Consider the following 26331-nt stretch of genomic DNA (forward strand, 5'->3'; position numbering starts at 1 on the left):
TCAGTCGCCTGCCAGCAGATCCGCCTTGTCCGTCCGCTCCCAGGGCAGCGCCGTGAACGACGCCCCGAAATGGCCGTAGCCCGGCAACATGCGGTAGAAGCTGCCCCGGTACTCGGCGGGCAGCCGCCGCAGATTGAAGTCACGGACGATGGCGCCGAGCCGGAAATCGAAACGCTTCTCCAGCCTCTGCTTGATGATGTCCTCGCCGATGCTGCCGGTCCCGAAAGTCGACACCTGCACACTGACCGGGCGGGCCTGGCCGATGGTATAGCTGAGCTGGACCTCGCACTCCTCGGCCAGCCCCGCCGCGACCACGTTTTTCGCCGCATGGCGGGCGGCGTAGGCGGCCACCCGGTCGATCCGCAACGGCCCCTTGCCGCTCAGGGCCGACCCGGCATGGCGGGCATAGCCACCGTAGGTGTCGCTCGCGCTCTTGCGTCCGGTCATTCCGGAATGCGCCGCGGGTCCGCTGCGGTGCAGCATGCCGCGCGGGTTGACGAAGATTTCGGTCTTCTTGTCGGGCCGCACCGCCTCGCCTTCGAACGCCGGCGCAATTACCCATTTGTCGAGGTCGCCGCGCAGTTCCTCCAGACTCAGGTCCGGCACGCCGTGGGTGCCGGCGATCAGGGCGATGCTGTGGATGCGCGCCGGCTTGCCCTTGTCGAATTCGACACCGACCTGGGTCGTGCAATCCGGGGAAAGATAGGGTACCTCACCGCGACGCCGCGCCCCGGTCAACTGCCGGGCCAGACGGCGGGCCAGCACGATGGGCAGCGGCAGCAGCTCGGGCGTCTGGCTGCAGGCGAAGCCGAACTGGGTCACCTGGTTCTTGACCGTGAGCTTATCCAGCTCCTTGTCGGTCATTTCCGCTTCGTCGCGCTCGGCACGGCCTTCCAGCGACTGCACGATGAAGCTGGTCACCACGGTGGACTCGGGCGCGGAGAATTCTTCCGGATGGTAGCCGATGTCCTCGATGGTGCGCCGTGCCAGCTCGGGGATGTCCACCACCGCGGTCGAAGCGAAGCGCGCCGCCAGAAAAATGACGCTCTTCGACAAGGCGCACTCGGTCACCACCCGGGCGTAAGGGTCCTGCTGCAGGAACCGGTCGACCACCGCATCGCTGATGATGTCGCACACGCAATCGGGATGACCTTCGGTCACGGCCTCGGAAGTGAACAGGAATGTCTTTTTCATGCACGGTTCTCGCTTTCGGGTTCCTTGGAAGGGAGCAGTTTGATGGCTTCATTGGCCACGAACGGGAGTACCGAGCCGGCTGCGATCACCGCCCAGTCCGCCGGGCTGATCGGCGTCAACCGCAGCAAGCCCCGCAACGGCGGGAACACCGCCGCGAAGGCCTGCAGCGCCACGGTCGCGGCGACGCCGGACACCAGCACCGGGTTGCCGGCCCGCGCATCCAGCACCGTCGTCCGCTCGGAACGGCAACTGATCGCGTGGAACATCTGGCCTACGGTCAGCGTCATGAATGCGTTGGTGGAGGACGCAGGCCCCAACCCGTAGCGCGCCAGGCTGTAGCCGTAGACGCCGAGGGTACCGGCCGAGACCACCAGGGACTGGCGGAGCAGCCGGAGCAGGTCTTCGCGCCGGAAGATCTTTTCCTTCGGATCGCGCGGCTTCTCCTTGAGCACGTCGCTTTCCGGCGGCTCCAGGGACAGGCCGACGGCCGGCAGGATGTCGGTGACGAGATTGATCCACAAGAGCTGCATCGGATTCAGCGCTTCACCTGCTCCGATCGCGGTCGCGATCAGCATGATCTCGATCTCGGCGAGATTGCCGCTCAGCAGATACGCCAGGCTCTTGCGGATGTTGCGGTAGATCGTCCGGCCCTGCTGCACCGCCGTGATCATGGTGTGCAGGTTGTCATCCTCCAGCACCACGTCGGCCACGGAGCGCGCCACGTCGCTGCCGTTGCCGAGCGCGACGCCGACGTCCGACGCCTTCAGCGCCGGGCCGTCATTGATGCCGTCGCCGGTCATGGCGACCACCCGCCCGTTGGCCTGCAAGGCCTGGACGATGCGCAGCTTCTGCGCCGGCGCCACCCGCGCGAACACCGTGGTGTCGCGCACGATGCCCTTCAGCACATCCGGATCGAGTTCGTCCAGGTTGGTCGAATCGACGATTTCCAGCGGCTTCTTATCGTTGAGATTGAGCCGCGAGCCGAAGGCGAAGGCGGTGGCGCTCTGATCACCGGTGATCATCACGGTATCGATGCCGGCATCGTGGAACTGGGCCATCAGTTCGGCCATGCCCGGCCGCATGGTGTCCTCCATGCCCACCACACCCAGCCAGATGAGCTTGTCGGAAATCGCCGCAGTCGAGGTGTCCTTGGAGTACCCGTAGGCCATGCCCAGCACCCGGAGCGCCTGCCCGGCCATGAGTTCGTTCTGCTCCACGATGGCCGCCCGCTGGTCCTCGTCCAGGACCACCAGTTCGCTTCCTTCCATGCGCCGGTCGCACAGCGCCAAGACATGAGTGGGGCTGCCCTTGATGGCGATAAGATGTTCCTCGCCGCCGGTGTCGTGGACGGTCAGCATGTACGGCCGCCCCTCGGCCCGATGCACGGTCTTGACCAGCGGCAGGCTTTGACGCAGCACCGCGACGTCCTCGCCGGCATGCATCGCCATTTCCACCAGCGCCATTTCGGTCGGCGAGCCGTCCAGACCCGGCCGGCCGCCATCGCCGTTCAGCTGCACCTCGCTGCACAGGGCCACGACCTGCATCAGGCGCCGTAAATCTTCCGCCTCGGCCGGCTGGACCGTCTGCCCGTTAGACCGGAATTCGCCCGAAGCGGACAGGGTGATGTCCTGCGCCAGTGTCTTGAGGCTGACGACCCGCATGCAGTTCTCGGTCAGCGTGCCGGTCTTGTCCAGACACAGCGTCTGTACCGAGCCCAAGCTCTCCACGGAAGGCAACTGGCGGATCAGTACGTGGCGCTTCTTCATCTCCCGGATGCCGAGCGCCAACGTGGAGGTCGCCACCGTGGGCAAGCCCTCGGGCACGGCGGCCACCGCCAGCGAAATCGCGGTCTTCAGCATCTGCAGGGCGGGCGCTCCCCGCAGCACGCCCAGCCCGAACACGAACACGCAGATGCCGCTGGAGGCCAGCGCCAGCTGCTTGCCCATTTCGTCGAGCTGGCGCTGCAAGGGTGTTTCCGGCGTTTTCACCTCGCCGACCAGGGACTGGATCAGACCGATCTCGGTGTGGCGGCCGGTTGCCACCACGATCGCCTGGCCGCTGCCGCCGGTCACGATGGTGCCCATGTGCAGCATGTTCTTGCGGTCGCCCAGGGGCGTGTCCTTGGTGCCGACGAAGGCGTGGCGTTTGCTCACCGGCAGACTCTCGCCGGTCAGCGCCGATTCGTCGACGGTGAGCTGGTTGCTGCTCAGCAGGCGCGCGTCCGCCGCGATGTAGGAGCCCGGAGAGAGCACCAGGATATCGCCCGGCACCACGTCTTCCAGGGCGACCGAAAGCTTGACGCCGTCGCGCATGACGAGGGCCTGGGTCGGTCCGATCTTGCCGAGGGCGTCGATCGTCTTCTGCGCCTGAGCTTCGGTGACATAGCCGATCACGGCATTGATCAATACCACGCCAACGATCACCACGGCGTCGGCCATGCCGCCGGTAGCAATGGAGACGGCCGCCGAAAGCCCCAGCAGGGCCACCGGAGGACTGGCGAACTGTTCCAGGAACATCGCCACCGACGAACGCTGCTTGATCTCGGTCAGCACGTTGTGCCCGTGCTGCGCCAGCCTGTCCACGGCGACGGTGGAGCTCAGGCCGTCCCGGTTCGCCGAGAGGCGGGACAGCACGTCTTCGGGGTCCAGGGTGTGCCAGCTCTCCTTGGCTCTCGCGGTGTCCGCGACGACGGGGGAAAGCTGCGGACGCGGGGCGGCCCCGGGGCGCTTGCCCCGCCCACGTTTAGGTTCCGCCGCGCCACGGCTCGATACCGGCCTGGAAGCGGGAACGGGAAAAGGCGCCCCATGAATCAAGGCGCATCGCTCCAGTTCCGAAAGCACTGCGGCCAACGGGCATTGCGGATCGAAGACGATCAGGGCATTGCCGGTGACCGGATTGGCGCTCACCATACGCAGCGCCTGCGCTTCGGCCGGCAAGGCTTCGAGCGCCCGCTGCAGGTCGTCGCAGCGGTACAGGCCCGCCACCTTGACGCGCAGCCGGCCGGGAGCGGGCATCCGCAGCACGCTGACCCGGGTCCCGCCGGAAGGCAGGGAGCTCACGATCGTATCGGCCGCATAGAGGTTCTTTTCCATTGTGTTCATTTCCACACCAAAGTCCTGGCGGTCATCGCTAATGCTGGCCGGGGGAAGCAGATTGTTCGACTAGCGGAAGGAGGGAGTCATCCGGAAGCATCCATCTGCTCGGAAGATTAAAGGGGGCTCATTACACTTTCGTGAATCGCCGGCGATCGCGACCGGCAAAGCGGAAGCGTCCATTGCCCGGACATACTTTGCCAAAGCACAATGCCGTTCCACAAGGTTTCGCCGCCCGGAGCATGCCGTGAATTCCCACATCATCGTACGGACATTGGCAGCCTCCGCCCTGTCCGGCCTCTCCGTCATTCATGCCGCCCGTCTCAACGCGGCGCCTGGTCCCGCGGTTGCATCAGGCGGCGAACAAACCATTGCAGTCAAGGTCATCGCGATCAACGACTTCCACGGCAATCTGCGGCCGCCCGGAAACCTGGTGCTGAACAATACCACCGTGGCCGCCGGCGGTGTCGCTCATCTCGCGGGGTACATCCGCAAACTCAGGGCCGCCAATCCGGACCACGTCCTGGTTTCCGCCGGCGATCTGATCGGCGCCAGCCCGCTGGTTTCCGCCAACTTCCAGGACGAGCCCACTATCGAGGCGATGAATCTGCTCGGCCTGGACTTCAACGCGGTGGGAAACCACGAATTCGACGAAGGCCGCGACGAGCTTCTGCGCATGCAGCGCGGCGGGTGCCATCCCGAACTGGAACGGGCGGACCGGTCCTGCCGGGAACAGGAACTCAGCCCGATGATCCGCTCGAAAGTCGGCCAGACTTTCAAGGGTGCCGAGTTCCGCTTCCTGGCCGCCAACGTCTTCGACCGAAAGAGCGGCGGAACGCTGTTCCCGGCGTACGGCATCAAGCAGTTCCACGGCCGGAAAATCGGCTTCATCGGCCTGACCCTGAAAGCCACGCCAAACCTGGTCAAGCCGAGCGGCGTCAAGGACCTCGAATTTCGCGACGAAGCGGAAACCGTCAATGCCCTGGTTCCCGTCCTGCGCTCCCAGGGGATCGAAGCCATCATCGTGCTGATCCATGAAGGCGGACATCCCGGCGGCGGCCCGGACGGCTGCAGCGGCATCTCCGGACCGATCCTTGACATCGTGCACCGGCTCGATCCGGAAGTCGACCTGGTCGTCAGTGGCCATACCCATGAGACCTACGCCTGCCGCCTGCCCAACGCCGCCGGCGAACCGGTGCTCGTCACCAGCGCCCACGACTACGGCCGCCTGGTCAGCGACATCGACCTGGTGCTGGATGCGAACACCGGCGAGGTCACTTCGGCGGCGGCACGCAATCTGGTGGTGAGCCGCGACGTCCAACCGGAGCCGCTGCTCGCCCGGCTGGTCGAGGATTACGGCCGGCTTTCCCGCCCGATCGAGGAGCGGATCGTCGGCCGCATCACCGCGACCTTCAGCCGGACGCCCAACGATGCCGGCGAGTCCACCCTGGGGGACCTCATCGCCGACGCCCAGTTGGAAGCGACGCGCAGCCGCAAACACGGTGCCGCCGCCATCGCCTTCATGAACAGCGGCGGCATGCGGGCGGATTTCTCCTATGCCCCCGCGAGGAAAGGACGGGTAAGCTACCGCGAGGCATTCGACGTCCAGCCGTTCGGTGGAACGCTGGTCACGATGACTCTGACGGGCGCTCAGATCGAGCAGCTCCTGGAGCAGCAGTTTCCGGGCTGCCCGAACGGCCAGCCGGCCAACCGGATTCTGCAGGTCTCCGCCGGCTTCGAATATGCGTGGAACGCCGGCGGGAAAGCCTGCGACAAGGTCGATCCGGCCTCCATCAGGCTCGGCGGCAAACCGGTCGCCGCCGGAACGACCTACCGGATCGCCACCAACAATTTCCTGGCCGACGGCGGCGACGGCTTCACGCTGTTCACCGAGGGCACGAAACGCATGGCCGCCGTGCCGGAGCTGTCGGCACTGGAGCGCTATTTCGTCCGGCACTCGCCGCTGACGCCGGGAGCGCCCCGCCGGATCACGCGCCTTCCCTGAGCTGGCGGCCGCGAATCATTCTATGCCGTATTTCTGAATACGGTAGTTGAGCTGGTCGCGGGTGAGGCCGAGCAGCTTGGCGGCGCGGGTCCGGTTGCCGCTGGTCCGCTGCAGCGCCTGACGGATGAAATCGATCTCCATCCGCTCCAGCTCGAATCCTTCGTCCGGAAGCATGAACAAGGGCATGGCCCGCGGCACGGAGCGGAGGGCTTCTTCCGGGAGGTCCCGCTCTTCGATCACCCGTCCGGGCATCAGGATGGCCAGGCGTTCGCAGAAATTCCGCAACTCCCGGATGTTTCCCGGCCAGGGGTAACCGTTCAGACGCCGCACCGCCTCCCGACCGAACACCGCCGGGGGGATAGCATAGGTCTGCGCGAAATGGCACATGAAGTGGTGCAGAAGCAGTCCGACATCGCCACCGCGCTCGCGCAAGGGAGGGATTTCGAGCGGAACCACGCTCAGCCGATAGTAGAGGTCGCGGCGGAAGTCGCCGGCCTCGATCTTGCCCGCCAGGTTCGCATTGGTCGCCGCGATGATGCGGACGTCCACCCGCTGCGGCGCACGCGCGCCGACCGGCTGGATTTCCCCGGAATCCAGGAACCTCAGGAGCTTGGCCTGCACCGGCAGAGGCAGCGAATTGATCTCGTCCAGGAACAGGGTACCGCCGTCCGCGGTCTCGAGCCGGCCGGGGAAATCCGACACCGCACCCGTGAAAGCCCCGCGGCGATGGCCGAACAGCTCCGACTCGGCGACCGATGCCGGAATCGCGGCGCAGTTGAGCGTAACGAATGGTCTTTCGGCGCGCAGGCTTTGGCTTTGCAGCGCCTGGGCCAAGAGCTCCTTGCCAGTACCGGTTTCGCCCACGATGAGGACGGTCACGTCGGTCGCCGCCACCAGCCGGGCGCTACGGACGAGCGCCTCGAAACCGGGGGACTGGCCGATGAGCACTTCGAACATGGACACTTTTCCTTTTTCTTTTCCCGCCAGCGATCAAGCCCGTCTCGACCGCGCGCGCCGCGCACTCCGAAGCATCAGTTGTGCCATAAGGGGAAATCCGTGCTTCCGTCTTCGATGTCTCGTAGTCTCGCCCCCTCCGCCCCGGCCCGGCGGTCGTGCCCTCCGGTGCCCGGACTGAACTGAGTGATTCGCCGCACTGATTGAGTTATTTCACACAGGATTAAGCAGCCCTGCCCGCAGAAGTCCGGAATTCCGACACCCGGCCCTTGGCCTGCATATTGCGTACGTCAGAACTGGATAATATTTTCCCGATCACTCTCGTCATGAGGACACGATGACCTACCGCAAGCTGCTGACTTCGATGACGGTCGCCGCCGGCATCGCCGGCAATGCCCTGGCCGGCGACATCTACCCGAGCTATGGCATCCAATACGCCGCCAAGCTGGTTTTCGACAAAAAGGACACCAAGACCGGCGCGGCCGCCGCCTCCCTTCATTCCGGGCAGACCTTCAACACGCCGAATGACGACGGCAACGCGACGATGATTCCGCAAACCAAGTCGATGGCATACTGCGATCCGGCCGTGACGCCCGCCGGCTACGAAACCAACGGCTGCTACGGCTGGGGCATGAACGCCAACTGGTATCTGATCGACCTGAGCAAACTCAAGGGCCAAGGCCTGGGCGCCGTGTGGGTCACCGTCAGCGTTGCACGCTATGCGGGCAGCGATCCGGCAAACAACGACATCATCCCGGCCCTAACGGTCTACCGCGGCAACCAGACGCTGGGACCGCACATGCATTGGTATCCGAGCGAACTCCAGGGGATGCCGGAATTCTGGGGCTGGCTGCTGCAGCGCGACACCTTCATCAAGGGCGATCTGTTCAGCTACGACAGCGCCTACGCAACGACCTCGCAAGACCTCGCTTCAGTCATGGGGAAATTCAAGCTCAAGGGTGCTACCCAGGACTACCTGACGGTCGCAGTGGGTGGCGACGCCAAGGATCCCAACACCAAACATAGCGTCAATTACCAGCTGACCGTCGACGTAAAACAGAAGCAGCCGGCGCAGTAACACCGCTCGCGCCGCGAACCCGGCCGTTCGATACCTTTCAAGTCCGACCCGTTTAGGATTCACGATGAAAAGAATTTTCACCGCCCTGGCCCTGGGGCTCGTCTACGCCGCGACCCCGGCGGGAGCCGTCGATATCGTCCCCGCCGAAGGCATCACCTACGCCGCAAAGTTCGTCTTTCAGAAAAGTGACACCAAGAAAGGCTCACCCGCGCTCTCGGTTTATTCCGGCCAGACCATCAGCACCCCTGGCGACGGCGGCTCGCCCGCGAGCATCCCGACCACCAAGTCCATGGCCTGGTGCGACCCTAACGTTGGCCCGCCGCCCGGGGCGATCGACGGCACCTGCTACGGCTGGGCCATGCATTCGCAGTGGTTCCTCATCGATCTCAGTGGCCTGAAGGCACAGGGCTTGACCAAGCTCAACGTCACCATCAACGCCAAGCGCTACATCGGCGCGGATGCGGCAAAAAGCGACCTGATCCCTGCGATCACCGTCTGGCGCGGCAACCAGACCCAGGGCCCGCTCATGCACTGGTATCCGAGCCAGTTCCAGGCGACCCCGCCGTTCTGGGGCTGGCTGCTCACCCCGTGGACCAGCAAAACGAACCCTGGCTACATGTCGGCTTACAAGGTCGGACCGCAGACCGTGGCCAGCGTCAGCGGCCCTCTGACACTCAAGGGCAGGAAGGAAGACTGGCTGACCGTGGCCGTGGGTGGCGATGCCAAGCACGACGATGCCAGCCAGAAACACGACGTCTATTTCCAGCTCGAGGTGGACGTCAAGCAGGCCAGCAGTAGCGGCGGCGGCGGCCAAGTGATCGATCCCAACGGCTGCATCGTCGGCAAGACCTGCTGGCATCCGCCGATGAACCATTGCATGTCGGAGGATCTGTGCAACCTGCCGCAGTATCAAGGCCAGTGCCAGTGCTACTGAGACCGTAGGTTTTCGGGATACACGGACGTATCCCGCCTTGAGATGCGGCCCGCCGCGTCCTCCAGACAGGCAGGAATAAGCCTGAACCCCACCACCCGGACCAACCGGCCCGATCCGGGCCATTCCCGGCCGCCTGCGCGCATCGAGCCCGCCGGACGGTCTGTCCGCTACCGACGGTACAACGCCATGCTTTCATCCTCTCGACACCTTGCCTCGCTCGCCGCCGCCCTGGTGCTGGCAGCGGCGCTGAACACCGCCTTTTTCGACGAACCCGTGCCGGATTCTCCGATGCTCGGCAACGGGGACGTTGCCGCCCTCCGTTCCGTCATGGACCGATGGACAACCCGGCACGAGCAGCGGGGCGACGCGGAGACACTGAAGGTTTCTCTGGTCCATTCCCCCGCGCTCTCGGCCGGCAGGACGCAGGGCCGCGGCGAACTGCGCCTCAACTTGCTGACGGGCGCCCTGGAGGTGAAGGCGCGCGGCTTGCCGACGGAGGGAAATTACGAGGTCTGGCTGGCGGACAACCGCGGCGGCACCAGCCGGGCGGTGAAGCCCGAGGAAGGCGATCGCCTGATCGGGCTCGGCACGCTGACGCGGACGGATGACGGATTGGCGGTGCTGCGCACCACTCTCGAACGGGAATCGCTCGCCGGCTTCGAGCTGGACCAGGCCATCATCGCCCGCAGCGGGGAAACGCCGGAACGCGGCGGCATCCTGTTCGGCGCGCCGAATCTCATGCAGCGCACCTATTTTTCCTCCCAGCCATGGAGCTTGACGGCGAGGGGAGAGGAGCCGGGTCGAGACTCCGGCTCCGCCCTGCCGTTCGCCTTCGTGCTGCCGAAGGCCGCGGTCGCGGAAACTTCGGCGACGGACGCGGCCGGCCTGGAACAACTCATCGCCCGCGGCCGGCAAATCTTCGTCGAGGAAACCTTCGACGGCAACGGCCGCACCTGCGCAACCTGCCACCGCCCGGAAAACAACCACACCATCGATCCGCGCTACATCGCCAAGCTGCCCCCCTCCGACCCGCTGTTCGTCGCCGAGTACAACCCGGATCTCAAGGAACTGGAGAAACCCGCCCTGCTGCGGCAGATGGGCCTGATCCTGGCCAACGTCGACGGCTTCGACAAACCGGGGGTCATGCGCAGCGTCCCCTATCTGCTGGGGCTTGCCACGTCCATGGAGGTCGAGGTCTGCGCCGAGCACGGCGGCAAGGGCGAATTCTGCGAAGACGAGGCCTACGCCCATGCCCTGGGCTGGTCCGGCGACGGCTCGCCGGGCACCGGTTCGCTGCGGGAATTCGCCCTGGGCGCCATCACCCAGCACATGCCGAAGACCCTCAACCGGGTTCCGCAGGTCGATTTCCGGCTTCCCACGGACGAGGAATTGACGGCACTCGAAGCCTACATGCTGTCCTTGGGCCGCAGCGAAGACATCGACCTTTCCAGGCTCAGCTTCAATTCCCCGCTGGTCCAGCAAGGCAAGCTGCTGTTCGACGTCAAGGAGAACCCCGTGCGGAACGGAGAAGTGATCCTGGGAGAAACCGCGAACTGCAACGGCTGCCACCAGAACGCCGGAGCCAACAGCTCTACCACCAAGGCCAACCCGACCCGGAACACGGGGGTGGAAAACATGCGCAACCCGCCCTCATTCCTGCTCGATCCGAAGCTGGCCGTCGATGGGGGCTTCGGCAAGGAAGAGCAGGTCAGTTGCGGCTTCAGCCAGGACGATACCTGTTACGGCACCGGCCGCTTCAACGTCCCGCCGCTGATCGAGGCCGCCGACACCGCACCGTTCTTCCACAACAACGGCGTGAACACGCTGGAAGAAGCGATCGCCTCCTACAACGGGGATTCCTTCAACCTCTCGCCGGGCGCGAAGACCTCGTCCGGCAAAGACCGGCGGGTCAAGCTCGAATCGTCGCAGGTGACCGCCATCGCGCTGTTCCTGCGAACCTTGAACGCCATTGAAAACATCCGCAGTTCCAACAGCCTGTCCAGGAAATCCATGGATTTGCACGGCAAGAACGCCAAGGAAACGCTGAAACTCGCCATGGCCGACACGGAGGATGCCATCGAAGTGCTCCAGGGCGGGATGCTGCTCCCCTACCCCGAAGCCCTGGCCCGGCTGGAGGAGGCGCTGGCCCTGGAAAAAAAGGCGCTCCACACCGACCTCGGCCCCATGCGGAACCTGCGCCTGCACAAGGCGATCGCCCTCAAGCTGCAGGCCAAGGCGTTGATGGTGACGGAGCAGCCTTGAGGATTAGCCCAGAGGATGAAAGTGCGGTTGGGGCACGGTCGGCATACCCTTGCATTTCAAGGGGAGCGTAGGGTGGATAAGCGAAGCGCATCCACCCTATCCCAACAACGCATAGAATCCGGCGATGCTCCCTCGTCCCCGTCATTCCAACTCCAAACCCGCAATGTGTGTCGGCTCGTCGCTGCCCCACGCCGGTTCATACCAGCCTTTTGCCACCGCCTTCTTGAAACTGGACCAGGGCCAATCGATCGGCCGTCGAACCAGACCATGTTTGACCGGGTTGTAATGGACGTAATCCATGTGCCGGCGCCAATCTTCTTCGTCACGGATGACATGTTCCCAGAATCGGCGCTGCTATACCGGGCGTTCGTTTCGGGGATTGGTGACCGGGTCTAACTGCCGCGATGCGGCTTTCTTGATCTCCCGCCAGCGTCCTGAATAGTCGTCATCTCCTGTCGGCAAGCGTCAGATGCAATGGAGGTGATCCGGCACGACGACGATGGCTTCGATCTCGAAGGGGCGGCCGGTTTTCACCTTCGAAAATGCGGCCCTCAGGATTTGGATGGCAGACTCATCGGCGAAATACGGCGTTCTGTCGTGCGTGACCACCGTGAAGAAGAAGTTTCCTCCGGTGATTTTGGCTCTTCGGTAGTTGCTCATCGGTGTTTGTTTGGTGGATGCGCTTCGCTTATCCACCCTACCTGCTGACCGGCGAGTAGTTGCAGCGGCGCTTATTCCTGAACCGTCGCCAGGGACAGCCGGTTGACTCCGGCCTTGTGGGCGGTGGCCAGCACCTTGGCCACGACGGCATAGGACACCGCCTGGTCGGCATGGACGATGTACAGGCCTTCCGGATTCTGCTGCACCGCTTCCCGGAGCTTGGCCTCCAACTGCGCCAGGTCGGCGATCTCGGTCTTGTCCAGCACGATGCGTCCCTGGGCGTCGATGCCGATCGGGGTGGACTTGTTGTCGTCCGAGGCGGCCACCGCCCCGGTCTTGGGCAGGTTGACGTTCATGCTCTGGGTCAGCAGCGGCGCCGTCACCAGGAACACGATCACCAGCACCAGCATGACGTCGACCAGCGGAGTGACGTTGATCTCGCTCATCACTTCGTCGTTGTCGCCCCCGGTTTTCATGGCCATGGCGGTCTCCTTCAGCGGTTGGCGGTTTCGGCGCTGACCAGGTGCAGGAAGTCTTCGGCGAAGATTTCCAGCGCCTGCTGCCGGCGGCGCGATTGCCGCATCAGAAAGTTGTAGGCCAGCACGGCGGGCACCGCGACGGCGATGCCGATGGCGGTGGCGATCAGCGCCTCGCCGATCGGGCCGGCCACCACTTCCAGGCTGGCCTTGCCGCTTTTGCTGATGTCCTGCAGGGCATGCATGATGCCCCAGACGGTCCCGAACAGCCCCACGAAAGGCGCCGTCGACCCGATGCTCGCCAGTACCGTGAGCCCCAGATCCGACAGGCGGGACTCGCGCTCCAGTTGCCGCTTGAGCTTCCGCTCCAGGGTCGCCACCAGATCCCCGCGGTGCTTCAGGCTGGGGGCGCCGTTCCCGTTGCCGCTGTCGAACACCTGGAAACCCGCCGTCGCCAGCCTGTGCAAGGGACAGATGCCGGCCTCCCCCATCCTCAGCCGCGCCTCATCGAGCGTGGCCGCACTCCAGAATTTCTCCTCGAACAGGCGGTTGCCTACGGCATGCCGCCAATATTGCCCCCCTTTCAGCAGGATGACGGTCCAGGTCAGGACGGAAAACGAGATCAGCACCCAAAGGGTGACGTTGATGATGAGGGTGGAAGTATCGGTGACCATGATTCCTGCCAGTGCTGTCAATGAGTCAGAGAGAATTCGAGCGGCACCACGACCCAGCTGGCCACGGCCTTGCCGCCCTTGGTCGCCGGGACGAAGCGCCAGCGGCGGACCGTTTCCATCGCGGACTCGTCGAGGATATCGTGGCCGCTGCCGGCTTGAAGTTCGACCTCCGCCGGAAGTCCCGTGGGCATGACGTGAACCTTCATCGTCACCTTCCCCTGCCAGCGCTGTTTCCTGGCGAATGCCGGGTATTCGGGCACAGGATTGTGCAGATAATTGGCGTTGAAATTCGCGGGAGTCGATGCGGGTACGGACGTACCGCTCCCGCTTGCCACGCCTTCGCCGCGCGCGGCCGACGAGGTTTCGGGAGGCGGCGAGGCCGGCTCGCTCCGTGGCGCGGCGTCCCCTAGCGTCCGCTCGGGCTGGACCGGGAGCGGCTTGGGCAGGGTTTTCGTCAACGGTTTGGGCTTGGCGACGGGCTTGGGTTTGGGCGGGGTGACCGGCTTGGGCGGCGCGGTCGGCGCCGGGGCAGGCTGGGCGGCAGGCTCCGCCGGCTTCGGCGCCGGGGCGATCATTTCCAGCGACACCTCGATGGGCTGCGACGGCCGAATCTCCGGTTCCAGCAGCTTCAACTGCCGGTAAGACCACCAGACGCCGAAATGCAGCAGGCACACGATCAGCAGAATCGCGCTGCCGGGGCGATACAGGGACTCAGCTCCGCTGCTCTTCGAGTCCGACTGGGCAAGGGGAACTGCGCCCATGGCTGCTAAAGCAAGACCCTCAATCAGAACTCCACATTCAGCGAGATGTACACCGACCTGCCGATGGCAGGGAGTCTGACCACGGCTTTCGCCTTATCGCTTTCGACGATGTCCACGCCGCCCAGCGGATGGTAGTAAAGCTTGTTCAGCAGATTGTCGGCGCCCACGTCCACCCGCAGGTGCTCGCGCTGGTAGCTGGTACGCAGGTTGAGCAGGACGTAGCCCGGCGTGGTCGGCTCCGCATAGCTCTGGGCCACTGCCGTCTTGCTGTCCACCAGGTTCACCGAAATCGCGCTGTCGACCACGGCCGAACCGGCGGGGATACTGTGCTCCAGCGACACGGTCGCGTTCAGCGGCATCATGTGATAGAGGTTGACTGAAGTCGGCGCCAGATAGCCGTTGACCGGCCAGAATTGCTGAGCGTTATTGCACAAGCTCGCCAGTGAGGTCCCCACGTAGGGGCAGCCCATCGTGCGCTGGCCGTCGTTGCCCACGCCACGCACGTAGGCCGCGACCACCTTGGCTGCGAAGCTGCCGGCCGTCGATTCCGGCAGGAAGGCGTAGCGGGCCGAAAAATCGCCTCCGTAAAGATCGGCATGGTCCAGGTTGACGAACTGCATGCCGTGGAAACCGTTGGCCTGCTGCGTGATCTGTTGGCCGTAGATGTAGTCGTTCACCCGCGTGTAATAAGGCGTCAGACTCACGTTCCAGATCTGCTGCTGTTCGTCGTGCCAGTTGGCGGTGAAAGTCGCCGTGTAGGCCGCCTCGGGATTGAGGTTCAGATTCCCCAAGTAGCCGTTGCCGTCGCCGAACCAGGTGATCATCGAGTTGGTGCCCCACCAGGCGTAGCGCTCGTACAGGTTTGGGGAGCGCTGCTTGCGCGATAGGCCCAGTTCGTAGCGGCTGTTGGCATCCGGCGTGAAGGCGGTCGTGGCGGTGGCGTCGAAGTTGTGGTCCACCCGCGAGCGGTTGGCGGCGTTGAAGGGCGTAGCCCAGATAGTGTAAGTGGGGTCGTCGCTGTAGCCCTGGACACGGCCTGTGTTCATCCACACCATGTCGTTGCGCACGCCGAGCTGGGTCAGCCATTCCTTGTTCCAGTTCGCCTCCCACTCGGCGAAAGTGCCGAGGCGGTCGCGCTGCCCGTTGTTGATGCTCAGGAAATCCTGCGGCTGAAAGACCGGCTTGCCGGGCCACCAGTCCTGCAGTCCCTGCTGGAAGTATTCGCTGCCGACCCGCACGGTATGGACGTCGTCCACCGGCAGATGCGCCCGCACCCGGTAGCCCAGGTCGGACCCGTCGGCCTTCATTGGCATGAAACCGCCGCGTTCCGGCAGCATGTCCATCAGATGCCAGGTGGAATGGTAGTAGACCCGCGCATCCAGCTTGCCCCAGTCAAACCCGTTCTCGTAGCTGAATCCGCCGAGCAGCCCGGTGTTTTCGGCCACGTCCATGCGCTGGTTCGGGAAACCCTGGTAGGGGATGTACTGACCGGTCACGTCCGCCGAGAAGAAGCCATTGTCGAGCTTGGTCGAGGCCCGCAGGTTCATGTTGGTGCTCAGGTACCGGGTCGGCAGCACCGTCGGACCGCCGTTGCCCGCCATGTAGTTGTTGCCCTTCGCCCAGGACCCGCCGTAGTCGAAAGCGAAGTCATCGCTGGAAATGGAGCCGCTGAAGTTGTTGCCGAAGGTGTCGCTGTTGCTGCGGAACATGCCGCCCAGTTTGCCGGTGTAGGCCATCTGCCCGGCCTTGGCGAAACCCGGCGCCGCCGGATCGACCGAGATGGTCCCGCCGATGGAGTCGCCGCCCTGGCTGACCGGCGTGACGCCGGCCATGATCGAGGCCTTGCCCACCGAAGCCGGCGACACATAAGACAGCGCCGGGTTCATGTGGTTGCTGCAGGCGGAGGTGATGTTCATGCCGTTGACCAGGATCTTGACCCGGTCGTCCGCCATGCCGTGGATCGCCGGCAGGCTGGAGACGCCGCCGCCGGTGTACAGGCTCACCCCCGGCACGTCCTTGAACATGCTGGCGGTGTCCATGGTCTGCGCCTTCTTTTCCTCCAGCTCTTCCTCGGGAAGATCCGTCGTTTCCGGAGAAATCTCGTCCTCTTCGCCGTAGACGGTGATCTTGTCGAGCTCCACGACGTCCTCCGCCGCCTCGACCAAACCGACCCGAAGAGCAGCGGAGCCGAACGCGAGCAGGAGCGGCGCCAGCACCCACGCATCGCGACGATGCCGGGAACGGCGAACGCCGGCTGCCGGCAAACCTGAACCTGAATGCGTATTCATGTATTTCCTGGACCTGATGACGAATCGGCTCCAATGCTTTACAAGTTCTGCGCCACCCATCCCCCAAGGCTCCCCGCGTCACCAGCGCTCGCCCGCGTACCGTCACCGATCCGCCGAGCACCCCGGTCTTCGGGACGACGAGGACGAAAGCAAATCAGCGGCTTGCGTTCCCGCCAGCCGTCGCCCCACCCTGCCGCTTGGCCTGGGCAAAACGGCGGGCGACGGCTTGCCTCGCCGCGGGCCCCGCGAAAGTGCGTGAAATAACACACGACACTGAGCCATCTCACACACTCCGCTTTCGAAAAACAGCACACCCTGACCCTAAGGGCAGCGAAGCTGAATTCGCTACGGTTTCGCCGGGGAGGGAGAGGCGGGGCGCGGGCTGGCCGACGGCACGGCCGGCATGTCGATCTTCGCCGCTGCCTTCAACGTATCGACGTGCTGCTGGAACTTTTTCACCTGCAAGCCCCGAACGATCTGGTCCTTCACCTGCTCGAACGCGGGAGGCTGTTTCTCCCGGAAATCCTCGCGCTCGACGACCTCCCAGCCGGCCGCGGTCTGCACCGGGACGGACGCCAATTCGCCGTTCTTCAGCCCGGCGAGCGCGGCGGAAACCGGAGCGGCGAGCCTGTCCTGCGTCTGCCAGCCCAGTTCCCCACCCTGCGCCTTGCTGGCGGTGTCGGTGGAAAGCTTCTTCGCCAGGTCCTCGAACTTCTCGCCTTTCTGCAGTCTGGCGATGGCATCCCTGGCCGCCGCCTCGCTGGCGAGAACGATGTGGCGTAGCCGGAACTCGGTTTTTCTCAACGGCGCCGATTTTTCCTCGTACGCCAGCCGGATCTCCTCGTCGGTCGGCGCCTGATGCTCGATGAAATACTCCGCGGCGGCCTGGGAAACCGCCATCCGCAGCGCATTGTCGACCTTCTCGGCGACGGCCGGATCGGCCAGCAGAGCCTGTTTCTCCGCCTCCTGCCGCAGCAACTCGCGCTGCACCAGCTCGTCCCGCATCTTGTCCGAGGCTCCCGGCGGCCCCGGCCGGTGCTGCTGGGGAATCGCACTGCGGGGAATCGGCCGGCCGTTCACCGTCGCCAGCGGATCGGCCGGTTTCACATCGAGCCGCGCGGAGGCTTGGGTTGTTCCCGGCGAGGTGCCGGAACCGCTGTTCGAGGCGTTATCCGCAGGGTTGCAACCCTGGAGAAAAACGGCACCGGCGCAGATCGCCGCGGTCAAAGTCGCTGTGTGTCGCATCATTCCTGATTCCTGAAAATACACCCGTTGAAAGGTAAGAATTATGAGCCGGCCAGGAAGCCAACCTGCCTCAGCCTTGTGGCGCCCCAGACCACTTCGGAATTTTGATCCTGGCCACCGCCGACGCCAGGTCCGCCGCCAGCGCCGAAATCAGGGCAAACAGCAAACCACCGAGAAACGTCCGCCAAAACGGATGCATCTCCTGGACTGGGTAAAGAAAATTCATGGCTCCTCCGGATTCTTGTTATATGCGGCCGCCGCCGCGGGTAAAAAACACGAGCGAAACGAGGCGCGGCAACATTCGCGCCAAGAAGAAAACCAACATAAAACCAGAGACATATTTGAAGACAAACTTTCAGATGCGTCGTGATTTCACGCATCCCGTGCGTGTCTTCACTCACCACCCCATTCCGGACGGGAGGTGCGGGTGGGCAGCTTGCCTTTGCGAAGCGCAATGGTGCATTGCAGACTCGGCAGGCGGATAAGTGCAATCACAGTGTACCCCGCATCATTGCTGCTCCCCTGCTCACTTCAGGCTGCTGTCCAAACCCGCTGGCCGTGGAAACTTGCAGGTTAGGGTGTCCGAGAAGGACGTTGGACGTTGGACGCCGAAACACAACCATACCCTGTAAAAAAAGGGCGCCGAAGCGCCCCATGAGAGGGTCTCCTGTCTCCGTTTACATGCACATGCCGTGGTCGCTGTGCCAGGTCTGCGGCGCCACGCACACATTGACCGTCACGCTCTGGCCGGCATGGCCGCCCTGGCCGTCGGTCACCAGCACCTGGAAAGTCACGCCGCCGGATGCCGCGGCGGTGGCCTGCCAGGTGATGAGGCCCTTGGCGTCGATGCTCATCCCGGCCGGCTGCCCTTCCAGGGCATAGCTCAGCGGCAGGCCTTTGTCGCTGGTAGCGGTGACTTGGTAGCTGAATGTCTCGCCGCTATTAAGCCCCTTAATCCCCGGTTGGGATGTGATGGCGATACCAACCGAATCCGGCACGCATTTACCATCCCAACCCGGATTTACCCACGATTGCCCCTGGGGACACCGGAAGACCAAACCGACGGTTTGTGTGGCGTAGCCACCCTTGCCATCGGTTACCCTGACGGCGTACGAAAAGAATGGCTGGCCGAAGTTCTGGGACGCGAAGTTGCTCATAGGCCAGTCGTAGCTCAACACTCCGTTCTGATCAATGGTCATCGTATCCGGCCCCCATGGGCGGGTGGCCAAGCTAAAGGTCAAAGGATCACCATCCGGATCAGTTGCCGTTACCTGGTAGCTGTATGCCTCGCCCATGACCGCCTCCGTCACGCCCGGCGTCGAGGTAATGACCGGGTCGTGGTTGACCGTGACCGGCACGTAGCTGGACGCCACGCCGCACTGACTGCCGGCGGGCGAGCCGATGCAGGAAGTCTCGATGCTGTGGCAGGTATCGCAGCCGATCTCAGTGCCGGCGGGCACTTTGATGACCTTGGACTTGAAGCCCGCTTTCTTCAGCTTCTTGGCGTTGAATCCGCGGAAGTCGAACACCCGATCCACCGGCGTCTTCGACAGCCGGGCGCCCTTGTGGTCATTGCCGTGGCAGGCCGCACACTGGTCTTCGCCGTTCGCACCGGGCTGCTTGGCGTAGTTGTTGTGCCAGCCGCCGTAGGTGGTGCCGTCGGCGTTGGCGCTGTCGCCTTCGGTCGACTTCCACCAGTAGGGATCGCTGATCGGGTGCAGGTTGTGCGGGCCGCCCAGGATGCCGGGTTTGGCGTCGCCGCTGTACTGGCCGCCGTCGAGGTCGGCCTCGAGCCTGAACGAATCCGCGGTATGGCAGACGTTGCATTCCAGGATATTGCCAGTGTGGCCCTGCAACTGCATCGCCGTGACGTTGTCGTTGGCCTTGGGGTCGCGGTTGGGCCAGTTTTCGTGGGCGCCGCCGTGGCAGGCCGCGCAAGGCACGTTGCCGTGGGTGTCCTTGCTGTTGCGGTATAGGGGTAGCGAAATGTTTAGCCAGTAGTCGGTGGCGGCAAACTGATGCTCAGGCGATATCTCGTAATCCACAACTTCCGCATCAAAGGGGTTACCGGGATGTACGGCAAAACGCGGGGTTTTCGGCGTACGGGAGGTCGCCGAACGATCCGCTCCACTTCCGCCGTCGTCGAATGCCCTTCTCATCACACCAGCGCTGAAGAAACCATTTTTGCCATCTGCACCCTGATTGGCATTGCCGGTATGACAGGAACCGCAATCCGGCTGCTCATACCAACCCAGACGTTTGATGTTCCCGTCGTAGCCCGGCTTAGGCTTGTCGTGGACTGCACCGACCGCCGACATGTCGCCATGGCAGTCGTAGCAGGTCACGCCCGCCGTGTACATGCGATCACGGTAAAGCTGATCCCGATGACCCGCGTGGCAACGCAGGCAGTTCTGCTCCATGGGCAGTGCATTGCCGTTGGCATCTACCGTGGGGAACAGCGTATTCGGATTGGGGCCGTCGGCCGGATTCCAGAGTTTGGGCCGCCCGGAGGGATTTCGCAGGACCTTCGTCGCGTCGGCAGGATCAAGTTGCAATTGGGCATGCCAGTTATGCATAACTTCAGACAAGTTGGAGTTGCTGGGCGTGGGTGCCTCCCTCCCCTGGTAGTGGGGGAAGTTGACGAATGTCTGCCCCATTTGCGCCCCGATGCGGCTCCGGTGGCACCAGTTACAGGAATTCGGATGGTCCTCCGTGAAACCCTCCTCACCCGACCAGACCACGCCGAACCAGCCGTTTGCCATCCCAACTTCCCCAGTGTTGTCATAAAAGCTGTGGAGGCTGGCGATGTTGCGGTTGGCGGCGTGTTCCTGGTCGAAGAGGCTGTCGCTCGCTGCGTCGGCGAAGACAGGGGGAGCGAAAGACAAGGAACAATAGGGTTCTGGGAACCAGCAATTTCTGTTTCCGTAATTGTCGCCGGAATGAAAGGCCGATTGCAGGGCGGACCAATCGATCTGATCATTGGCGCCGATCTTGCCTTTGGCGTGGCATTCCCGGCAGTGGACATCCCGCCCGGCCGCGAGCACCGCATCGGCAGCAGCCAGCGGCGCTCCGCTGGTTTTATCGACGGCTTCGATGCGAAGCAGCGGAACCGGATTGACCCGACCGGCGTCGTCGACATCGGTCAAGGGAATCGCGCGAGCCAAGTGTTTCCGCTCGCTGGGGTCATAGGAGGTGAACTCCTGGAACGCGTTGTCCGTATATGGATTGGCCCGCCCCGGCATATACCTTCCTTTGGTCTCTGGCGTAACGCTCCCATCGGCGGGGACAGGACCGAGCACCAAACCCTCGTCCGGGCCGACGATACGGTCGTTGTACTGCGGATTGATCGAAACCCAGTTACGGCTCTTATAACTAGGCGCCAGGACATCCGTATCCGGCCGCACGAAAACCTCCCACAGGTCGGTCTTCTGAATGGCCGCGCTCAATAGCGCTGCCGCTTGGCCGGACCCGGCGGGATTGAGCGGCCAGTTCTGGCTGGTGGAGTTGATCGAGTCAGGACCGACCGGGTCGGACGGATTCGAGGCGGCGGCAAATTTCATGACCACCTGAGTTGCATCGAGTACGACCGGCAAGCGGTCTTTGCGGTAAACCACAGCATTTAGGTTACTGAAAGCGCCATCGGCTAGAAACTGCTCGATGTTGGGGGTATAGCGGTAATCGCCAGTTCCCGGCATGGTCAGATCGGCAAATGGCAAAACCACTACATCGCCCTTGTTCCCCGCCAACTGGCTGCCGGGCCTGGGCGCGCTGTCCTGGGCCTGCTTCACCATCGCCGAGACGTCGGGCAGGTTGGTCGGCGGGTTGCCGACGTGCACCATCACGCTGTCTTCGCAGTAGCGGTTCTTTTTGTCCCAGGCGGTGAAGCGCACTTTGTAGCTGGCGTTGTCGCGCACGAACTGGACGGTCGTATTTTGGCCGTCGGGGCGCTTGTAGGCGGTGGGATGAGTGTTGGGCATGGCTTCGCCCATGCTGCCGCCGGCGAAGTCCCATTCGAGCTTGAGGGGTTGGGCTTCGGGGTCGTTGAGGCTGGCGCTGCCGGCGAAGCTGACGTCGGTGTTGGCGCTGACGTGGATTTCCTGGGTCGGGGTGAGGATCTGGCAGGCCGGGGCTTTCTTGCAGTCGGCGGGGCTGCCTTTGACGGCCTTGACGGCTTCGCTGTCGCCGGCCTGGACCCGGATGCCGCAGGGCACGGCGGCGAGGCTGCCGCGATCGAGCTTCAGCACGAAGGCGGGACCTTGGCTCGAGCCCAGTAGGCGGCCTGAGAGGTCGTAGATTTCGATGGAACCGCTAGCGTTCTTGGCGCTGCCTTTCACTACCAGCATCCCGGTGGTCTCCGACCAGGTCGCCTTGGCGATCTTGAGCTTGGCGGCGGCGAGGACCGTCGCGGGGGCGAGAGCCGCGACGAGTATGAACAGCAGACTGAGATGCAGACGACGCGCCGCTGCGGCACGGATGGTGGCCATGGTTCCTCCGGTTCTTATTGTTGTCGCGCACCGCCGGGATGGCGGACGGTCCAACGCATCGAAGCGCAGCAATCATGCCAATAAACACGCGCACATAATTCCGCCGATATTACAGTTCTTAATAAAAGGAGATCGTGTGATATCACAAGAGACCCCGGTGATATAACGCAAAATCCCACCGAGCGGCCGCGCCAAACGCACGGTGCAAAACCCAATAAAAAAGGGGCGCCGAAGCGCCCCATGAGAGGGTCTCCTGTCTCCGTTTACATGCACATGCCGTGGTCGCTGTGCCAGGTCTGCGGCGCCACGCACACATTGACCGTCACGCTCTGGCTGGCATGGCCGCCCTGGCCGTCGGTCACCAGTACCTGGAACGTCACGCCGCCGGATGCCTCCGCGGCGGCCTGCCAGGTGATGAGCCCATTGGCGTCGACGCTCATGCCGGCCGGCTGCCCTTCCAGGGCATAGCTCAGCGGCAGGCCTTTGTCGCTGGTGGCGGTCACCTGGTAGCCGTAGCTTTCACCGGCATTGAGCCCGCCGATGCCGGGCTTGGAGGTAATGGTGATACCCACGCCTTGAACCACGCATGACCCGCTCCAGGCATTTTCATCAAATACCCAGGCCTGGCCGTCGGGGCAACGCAGGGTCATGTTGATGGTCTGCGTCGCATAGCCTCCCTTGCCGTCCTTGACCGTGACGGTGTAGGGGAAGGTGAACGGACCGCTCTGGTACTTGGAAAAAGTCTCCATGAGCCAAGTGGTGGTCACGAGCCCTTGCTCGCTGATGCTCATGGAACCGGCTTTAAGACCCAGGCTGTAAGTCAACGAGTCGCCATCCGGATCGGTCGCCGTAACCTGGTAGTTGTACGCCTCGCCCATGACGGCCTCGGTCACGCCCGGCGTCGAAGTGATGACCGGATCGTGGTTGACCGTGACCGGCACGTAGCCGGACGCCACGCCGCACTGACTGCCAGCGGGCGAGCCGATGCAGGAGGTCTCGATGCTGTGGCAGGTGTCGCAGCCGATCTCGGTGCCGGCGGGCACTTTGACGACCTTGGACTTGAACCCGGCCTTCTTCAGCTTCTTGGCGTCGAAGCCGCGGAAGTCGAATACCCGATCCACCGGCGTCTTCGACAACCGGGTTCCCTTATGGTCGTTGCCGTGGCAGGCCGCGCACTGGTCTTCGCCCTCCTTGCCGGGCTTCTTAGCGTAGTTGTTGTGCCAGCCGCCGTAGTTGCTGCCGTCGCGGTTGGCGACGTCGCCATCGGCCTGTTTCCACCAGTACGGGTCGTCAATCGGGTGGGTGTTGTGCGGACCGCCCAGGATGCCCGGCTTGGCGTCGCCGCTGTACTGGCCACCGTCGAGGTCGGCCTCGAGCTTGAACGAATCCGCCGTATGGCAGACGTTGCATTCCAGGATGGTGCCGGTATGCCCCTGCAACTGCATCGCCGTGACGTTGTCGTTGGCCTTGGGATCGCGGTTGGGCCAGACTTCGTGGGCACCGCCGTGGCAGGCGCCGCAGGCCACGTCGCCGTGAGTGTCGCGGCTCCAGCGGTAGAGGGGATTGGTCACTGCCAGGATGCTGTCGCGCGTGCTCCAGTTCTCGTCGACCGGCTTGGAGTAGAAAATCTCCGCCGGCTTTCCGGGCTGCACGGCGAAACGTTGCGACTTGGGGGTACGTGACGTTGCCGAGCGGTCCGTGCTGTCGAAGGCCCGCTTCATCACGCCGGCGCGGAAGAACCCATTCTGGCCATCCGTGCCTTCATTGGCATTGCCGGTGTGGCAGGAGCCGCAATCGGGTTCTTCGTAATACTCCAGGCGGGCGGCGAAGCCTTCCGCTCCCGGTCTCGGCTTGCTGTAGGCTTGGCCGACCGCGAACATGTCGCCGTGGCAGTCGTAGCAGGTGACGCCCGCCGTGTACATGCGGTCGCGATAGAGCTGGTCGCGATGGCCGGCATGGCAGCGCAAGCAGCTCTGCTCTTGCGGAAGGGAATTGCCCTGAGAGTCGACTGCTGGGAACAGGCTGTTGGGATTGGCGCCCTGGGCAGGATCCCAGCGCTGGGGCCGGCCATCACTCCCACGGAGTAATTTGTCCGGATCGTTGGGATCGCGCTGCATCTGGGCGTGATATCTGTGCATGGTGAGGGAGTAGCGGGGGAAGTACCCGTCGTCCCCATGCTTCTCACCCCTCGAACCATTGGTATTGAAGCCCATCTCGTACTGCATCATCGTCTGATGGCAGGAAGTGCAGGTGCCGGGCCAGTCGTAATGGAAGCCGGCGTCATCCTTCCAGCCCAGACCCATGCTGCCGATGATGCCAACGTTGTCGTAGAAATCATGCAGGGCGGAGGCGTTTTTCACCGCCGCGTATTCCTGATCGAACGGGTTTTCGCTGGGCTGCCCATTCCTGTCGATGGCGTCAAAAAAGGCCGGAGGTGCGAAGGTGTCCGAGCAGGGATTCTGCCAGCTGCATGCCTTGTATTCCGAACTCGAATGGAAAGCCTGCTGGTACTGCGACCAGTCCAGCTGGTCGTTGGCTGCGATTTTGCCCTTGGCGTGGCATTCGCGGCAGTGGAAGTCCTTACCGGCGCTGACCACTGCATCGGCCTTGGCCAGTGTCTGCTGGCTCTGCTTATCGACCGCCTGCACCCGCATCAGGGGAAACGGATTCACCCGCCCGCTGTCGTCGACGTCGGTAACCGGTACATTGCGTGCGGTGTGCTGGCGTTGCTCCTCGAAGTAGGTGGTGAAATCCTGCGGAGAGTTGGCCGCATAAGGCTGGTCGCGTCCCGGCATGTAGCGTCCGTGGTCGTCGGAGTAAGGCCCAGGCGGAGGGTCCCCGCCGGCAAGCTTCCAATACGGGTTGGGCGGCGTCCATATCCGGAAACCTTCGTCCGGGCTGATGAAATTGTCCGGGTTGATGGGCCCTGAATAGCCGGTCCACCAGATGACCTGGGCGAGCCAGTTGTTGCTGCCGTAATCGGGTACAAGCGGGTCGGACGCGGGCCGGACCAGGGTATCCCAAACGTCGGTTTTTTGAATCGATGCTCCTTCCAGGGGCGCCGCTTTCCGGATGTCGGAATTGAGCGGCCAGTTCTGGCTGGTGGTATTGATCGAGTCCGCGCCCGCCGGGTCCGCCGGATTGCTGGCCGACGAATATTTCATCTGCACGTCCTGCCCGGTCAATTGCACCGGCAGGCGGTCCTTCCGATAGACCTGGGCGTTGATCGCATTGAACGGCCCCCAAGCCGATGCGACTTCCAGGTTGGGCGTGTACCTGGCATCGACGGCGGTCTGTAGGGTCCAGTCAGGAAACGGCAACACCACCACCTCGCCCTTGTTCCCCGCCAACTGGCTGCCGGGCCTGGGCGCGCTGTCCTGGGCCTGCTTCACCATCGCCGAGACGTCGGGCAGGTTGGTCGGCGGGTTGCCGACGTGCACCATCACGCTGTCTTCGCAGTAGCGGTTCTTTTTGTCCCAGGCGGTGAAGCGCACTTTGTAGCTGGCGTTGTCGCGCACGAACTGGACGGTCGTATTTTGGCCGTCGGGGCGCTTGTAGGCGGTGGGATGAGTGTTGGGCATGGCTTCGCCCATGCTGCCGCCGGCGAAGTCCCATTCGAGCTTGAGGGGTTGGGCTTCGGGGTCGTTGAGGCTGGCGCTGCCGGCGAAGCTGACGTCGGTGTTGGCGCTGACGTGGATTTCCTGGGTCGGGGTGAGGATCTGGCAGGCCGGGGCTTTCTTGCAGTCGGCGGGGCTGCCTTTGACGGCCTTGACGGCTTCGCTGTCGCCGGCCTGGACCCGGATGCCGCAGGGCACGGCGGCGAGGCTGCCGCGATCGAGCTTCAGCACGAAGGCGGGACCTTGGCTCGAGCCCAGTAGGCGGCCTGAGAGGTCGTAGATTTCGATGGAACCGCTAGCGTTCTTGGCGCTGCCTTTCACTACCAGCATCCCGGTGGTCTCCGACCAGGTCGCCTTGGCGATCTTGAGCTTGGCGGCGGCGAGGACCGTCGCGGGGGCGAGAGCCGCGACGAGTATGAACAGCAGACTGAGATGCAGACGACGCGCCGCTGCGGCACGGATGGTGGCCATGGTTCCTCCGGTTCTTATTGTTGTCGCGCACCGCCGGGATGGCGGACGGTCCAACACACCGAAGGGCAGCAAACATGCCAAGAAGAAGACCCTTATAAAACAAGGACATTACAATTCGAAAAGCAGGCTCAATGCG

General features: G+C 63.8%; 17 protein-coding genes. 4 read left to right on the forward strand and 13 right to left on the reverse strand.

All coding sequences use genetic code 11. The annotated features are described in order from the left end of the window. Nucleotides 1-1194: a methionine adenosyltransferase gene (gene metK, locus OOT43_RS09745; RefSeq protein ID WP_266024723.1), complete on the reverse strand. Its 1194-nt coding sequence runs from the start codon at nucleotides 1192-1194 to the stop codon at nucleotides 1-3. Continuing rightward, nucleotides 1191-4286, reverse strand: a complete 3096-nt coding sequence (locus OOT43_RS09750; protein ID WP_266024724.1) for a cation-translocating P-type ATPase — start codon at nucleotides 4284-4286, stop codon at nucleotides 1191-1193. The genes metK and OOT43_RS09750 overlap by 4 nt, the downstream gene beginning before the upstream one ends. Nucleotides 4287-4533: 247 nt before the next feature. On the opposite strand from OOT43_RS09750, the gene OOT43_RS09755 reads away from it, so the two are divergent. Further along, complete coding sequence (locus tag OOT43_RS09755) at nucleotides 4534-6291, forward strand: bifunctional metallophosphatase/5'-nucleotidase (RefSeq protein WP_266024725.1); 1758 nt, start codon at nucleotides 4534-4536, stop codon at nucleotides 6289-6291. Between the two features lie 15 nt (nucleotides 6292-6306). On the opposite strand, the gene OOT43_RS09760 is transcribed toward OOT43_RS09755, so the two are convergent. Beyond that, complete coding sequence (locus OOT43_RS09760; protein WP_266024726.1) at nucleotides 6307-7248, reverse strand: sigma-54 interaction domain-containing protein; 942 nt, start codon at nucleotides 7246-7248, stop codon at nucleotides 6307-6309. Between the two features lie 334 nt (nucleotides 7249-7582). Between OOT43_RS09760 and OOT43_RS09765 the strand changes: the two genes are divergently transcribed. The 3 genes from OOT43_RS09765 (at nucleotide 7583) to OOT43_RS09775 (ending at nucleotide 11519) form a co-directional block, all read left to right on the forward strand. After that, nucleotides 7583-8323, forward strand: coding sequence for a hypothetical protein (locus OOT43_RS09765; protein WP_266024727.1), 741 nt, complete (start codon nucleotides 7583-7585; stop codon nucleotides 8321-8323). Nucleotides 8324-8387: 64 nt separating this feature from the next. Then, complete coding sequence (locus tag OOT43_RS09770) at nucleotides 8388-9257, forward strand: hypothetical protein (RefSeq protein WP_266024728.1); 870 nt, start codon at nucleotides 8388-8390, stop codon at nucleotides 9255-9257. 186 nt (nucleotides 9258-9443) lie between these two features. After that, entirely contained in the window at nucleotides 9444-11519 is a 2076-nt protein-coding gene (locus tag OOT43_RS09775; protein ID WP_266024729.1) for a hypothetical protein, read from the forward strand. 141 nt (nucleotides 11520-11660) lie between these two features. Here the strand turns inward: OOT43_RS09775 and OOT43_RS20450 are convergent, their stop codons facing one another. From OOT43_RS20450 to OOT43_RS09820, 10 genes are all read right to left on the reverse strand, one after another. Beyond that, the gene (locus OOT43_RS20450; RefSeq protein ID WP_317134067.1) at nucleotides 11661-11819 is read right to left on the reverse strand and encodes a hypothetical protein; all 159 of its coding nucleotides are present in this window, start codon (nucleotides 11817-11819) and stop codon (nucleotides 11661-11663) included. 165 nt (nucleotides 11820-11984) lie between these two features. After that, complete coding sequence (locus OOT43_RS20455; protein WP_317134068.1) at nucleotides 11985-12179, reverse strand: transposase; 195 nt, start codon at nucleotides 12177-12179, stop codon at nucleotides 11985-11987. Nucleotides 12180-12250: 71 nt separating this feature from the next. After that, complete coding sequence (locus tag OOT43_RS09785) at nucleotides 12251-12661, reverse strand: ExbD/TolR family protein (RefSeq protein WP_266024730.1); 411 nt, start codon at nucleotides 12659-12661, stop codon at nucleotides 12251-12253. A gap of 11 nt (nucleotides 12662-12672) precedes the next feature. Continuing rightward, complete coding sequence (locus OOT43_RS09790; RefSeq protein WP_266024731.1) at nucleotides 12673-13329, reverse strand: MotA/TolQ/ExbB proton channel family protein; 657 nt, start codon at nucleotides 13327-13329, stop codon at nucleotides 12673-12675. A 17-nt stretch (nucleotides 13330-13346) separates the two neighbouring features. Further along, the gene (locus OOT43_RS09795; RefSeq protein WP_266024732.1) at nucleotides 13347-14090 is read right to left on the reverse strand and encodes an energy transducer TonB; all 744 of its coding nucleotides are present in this window, start codon (nucleotides 14088-14090) and stop codon (nucleotides 13347-13349) included. Between the two features lie 23 nt (nucleotides 14091-14113). Further along, entirely contained in the window at nucleotides 14114-16378 is a 2265-nt protein-coding gene (locus tag OOT43_RS09800; protein ID WP_266024733.1) for a TonB-dependent receptor, read from the reverse strand. Between the two features lie 345 nt (nucleotides 16379-16723). After that, complete coding sequence (locus OOT43_RS09805) at nucleotides 16724-17626, reverse strand: peptidylprolyl isomerase (protein ID WP_266024734.1); 903 nt, start codon at nucleotides 17624-17626, stop codon at nucleotides 16724-16726. A 67-nt stretch (nucleotides 17627-17693) separates the two neighbouring features. Further along, nucleotides 17694-17849, reverse strand: coding sequence for a hypothetical protein (locus tag OOT43_RS09810; RefSeq protein WP_266024736.1), 156 nt, complete (start codon nucleotides 17847-17849; stop codon nucleotides 17694-17696). A gap of 451 nt (nucleotides 17850-18300) precedes the next feature. Continuing rightward, nucleotides 18301-22107 (reverse strand): Ig-like domain-containing protein, encoded by a 3807-nt coding sequence (locus OOT43_RS09815; RefSeq protein ID WP_266024737.1) that lies wholly within the window; start codon nucleotides 22105-22107, stop codon nucleotides 18301-18303. 263 nt (nucleotides 22108-22370) lie between these two features. After that, the gene (locus OOT43_RS09820; protein WP_266024739.1) at nucleotides 22371-26195 is read right to left on the reverse strand and encodes an Ig-like domain-containing protein; all 3825 of its coding nucleotides are present in this window, start codon (nucleotides 26193-26195) and stop codon (nucleotides 22371-22373) included. Between the last annotated feature and the right edge of the window lie 136 nt (nucleotides 26196-26331).

The sequence above is a fragment of the Methylococcus mesophilus genome, from assembly GCF_026247885.1.
Classification (GTDB): domain Bacteria; phylum Pseudomonadota; class Gammaproteobacteria; order Methylococcales; family Methylococcaceae; genus Methylococcus; species Methylococcus mesophilus.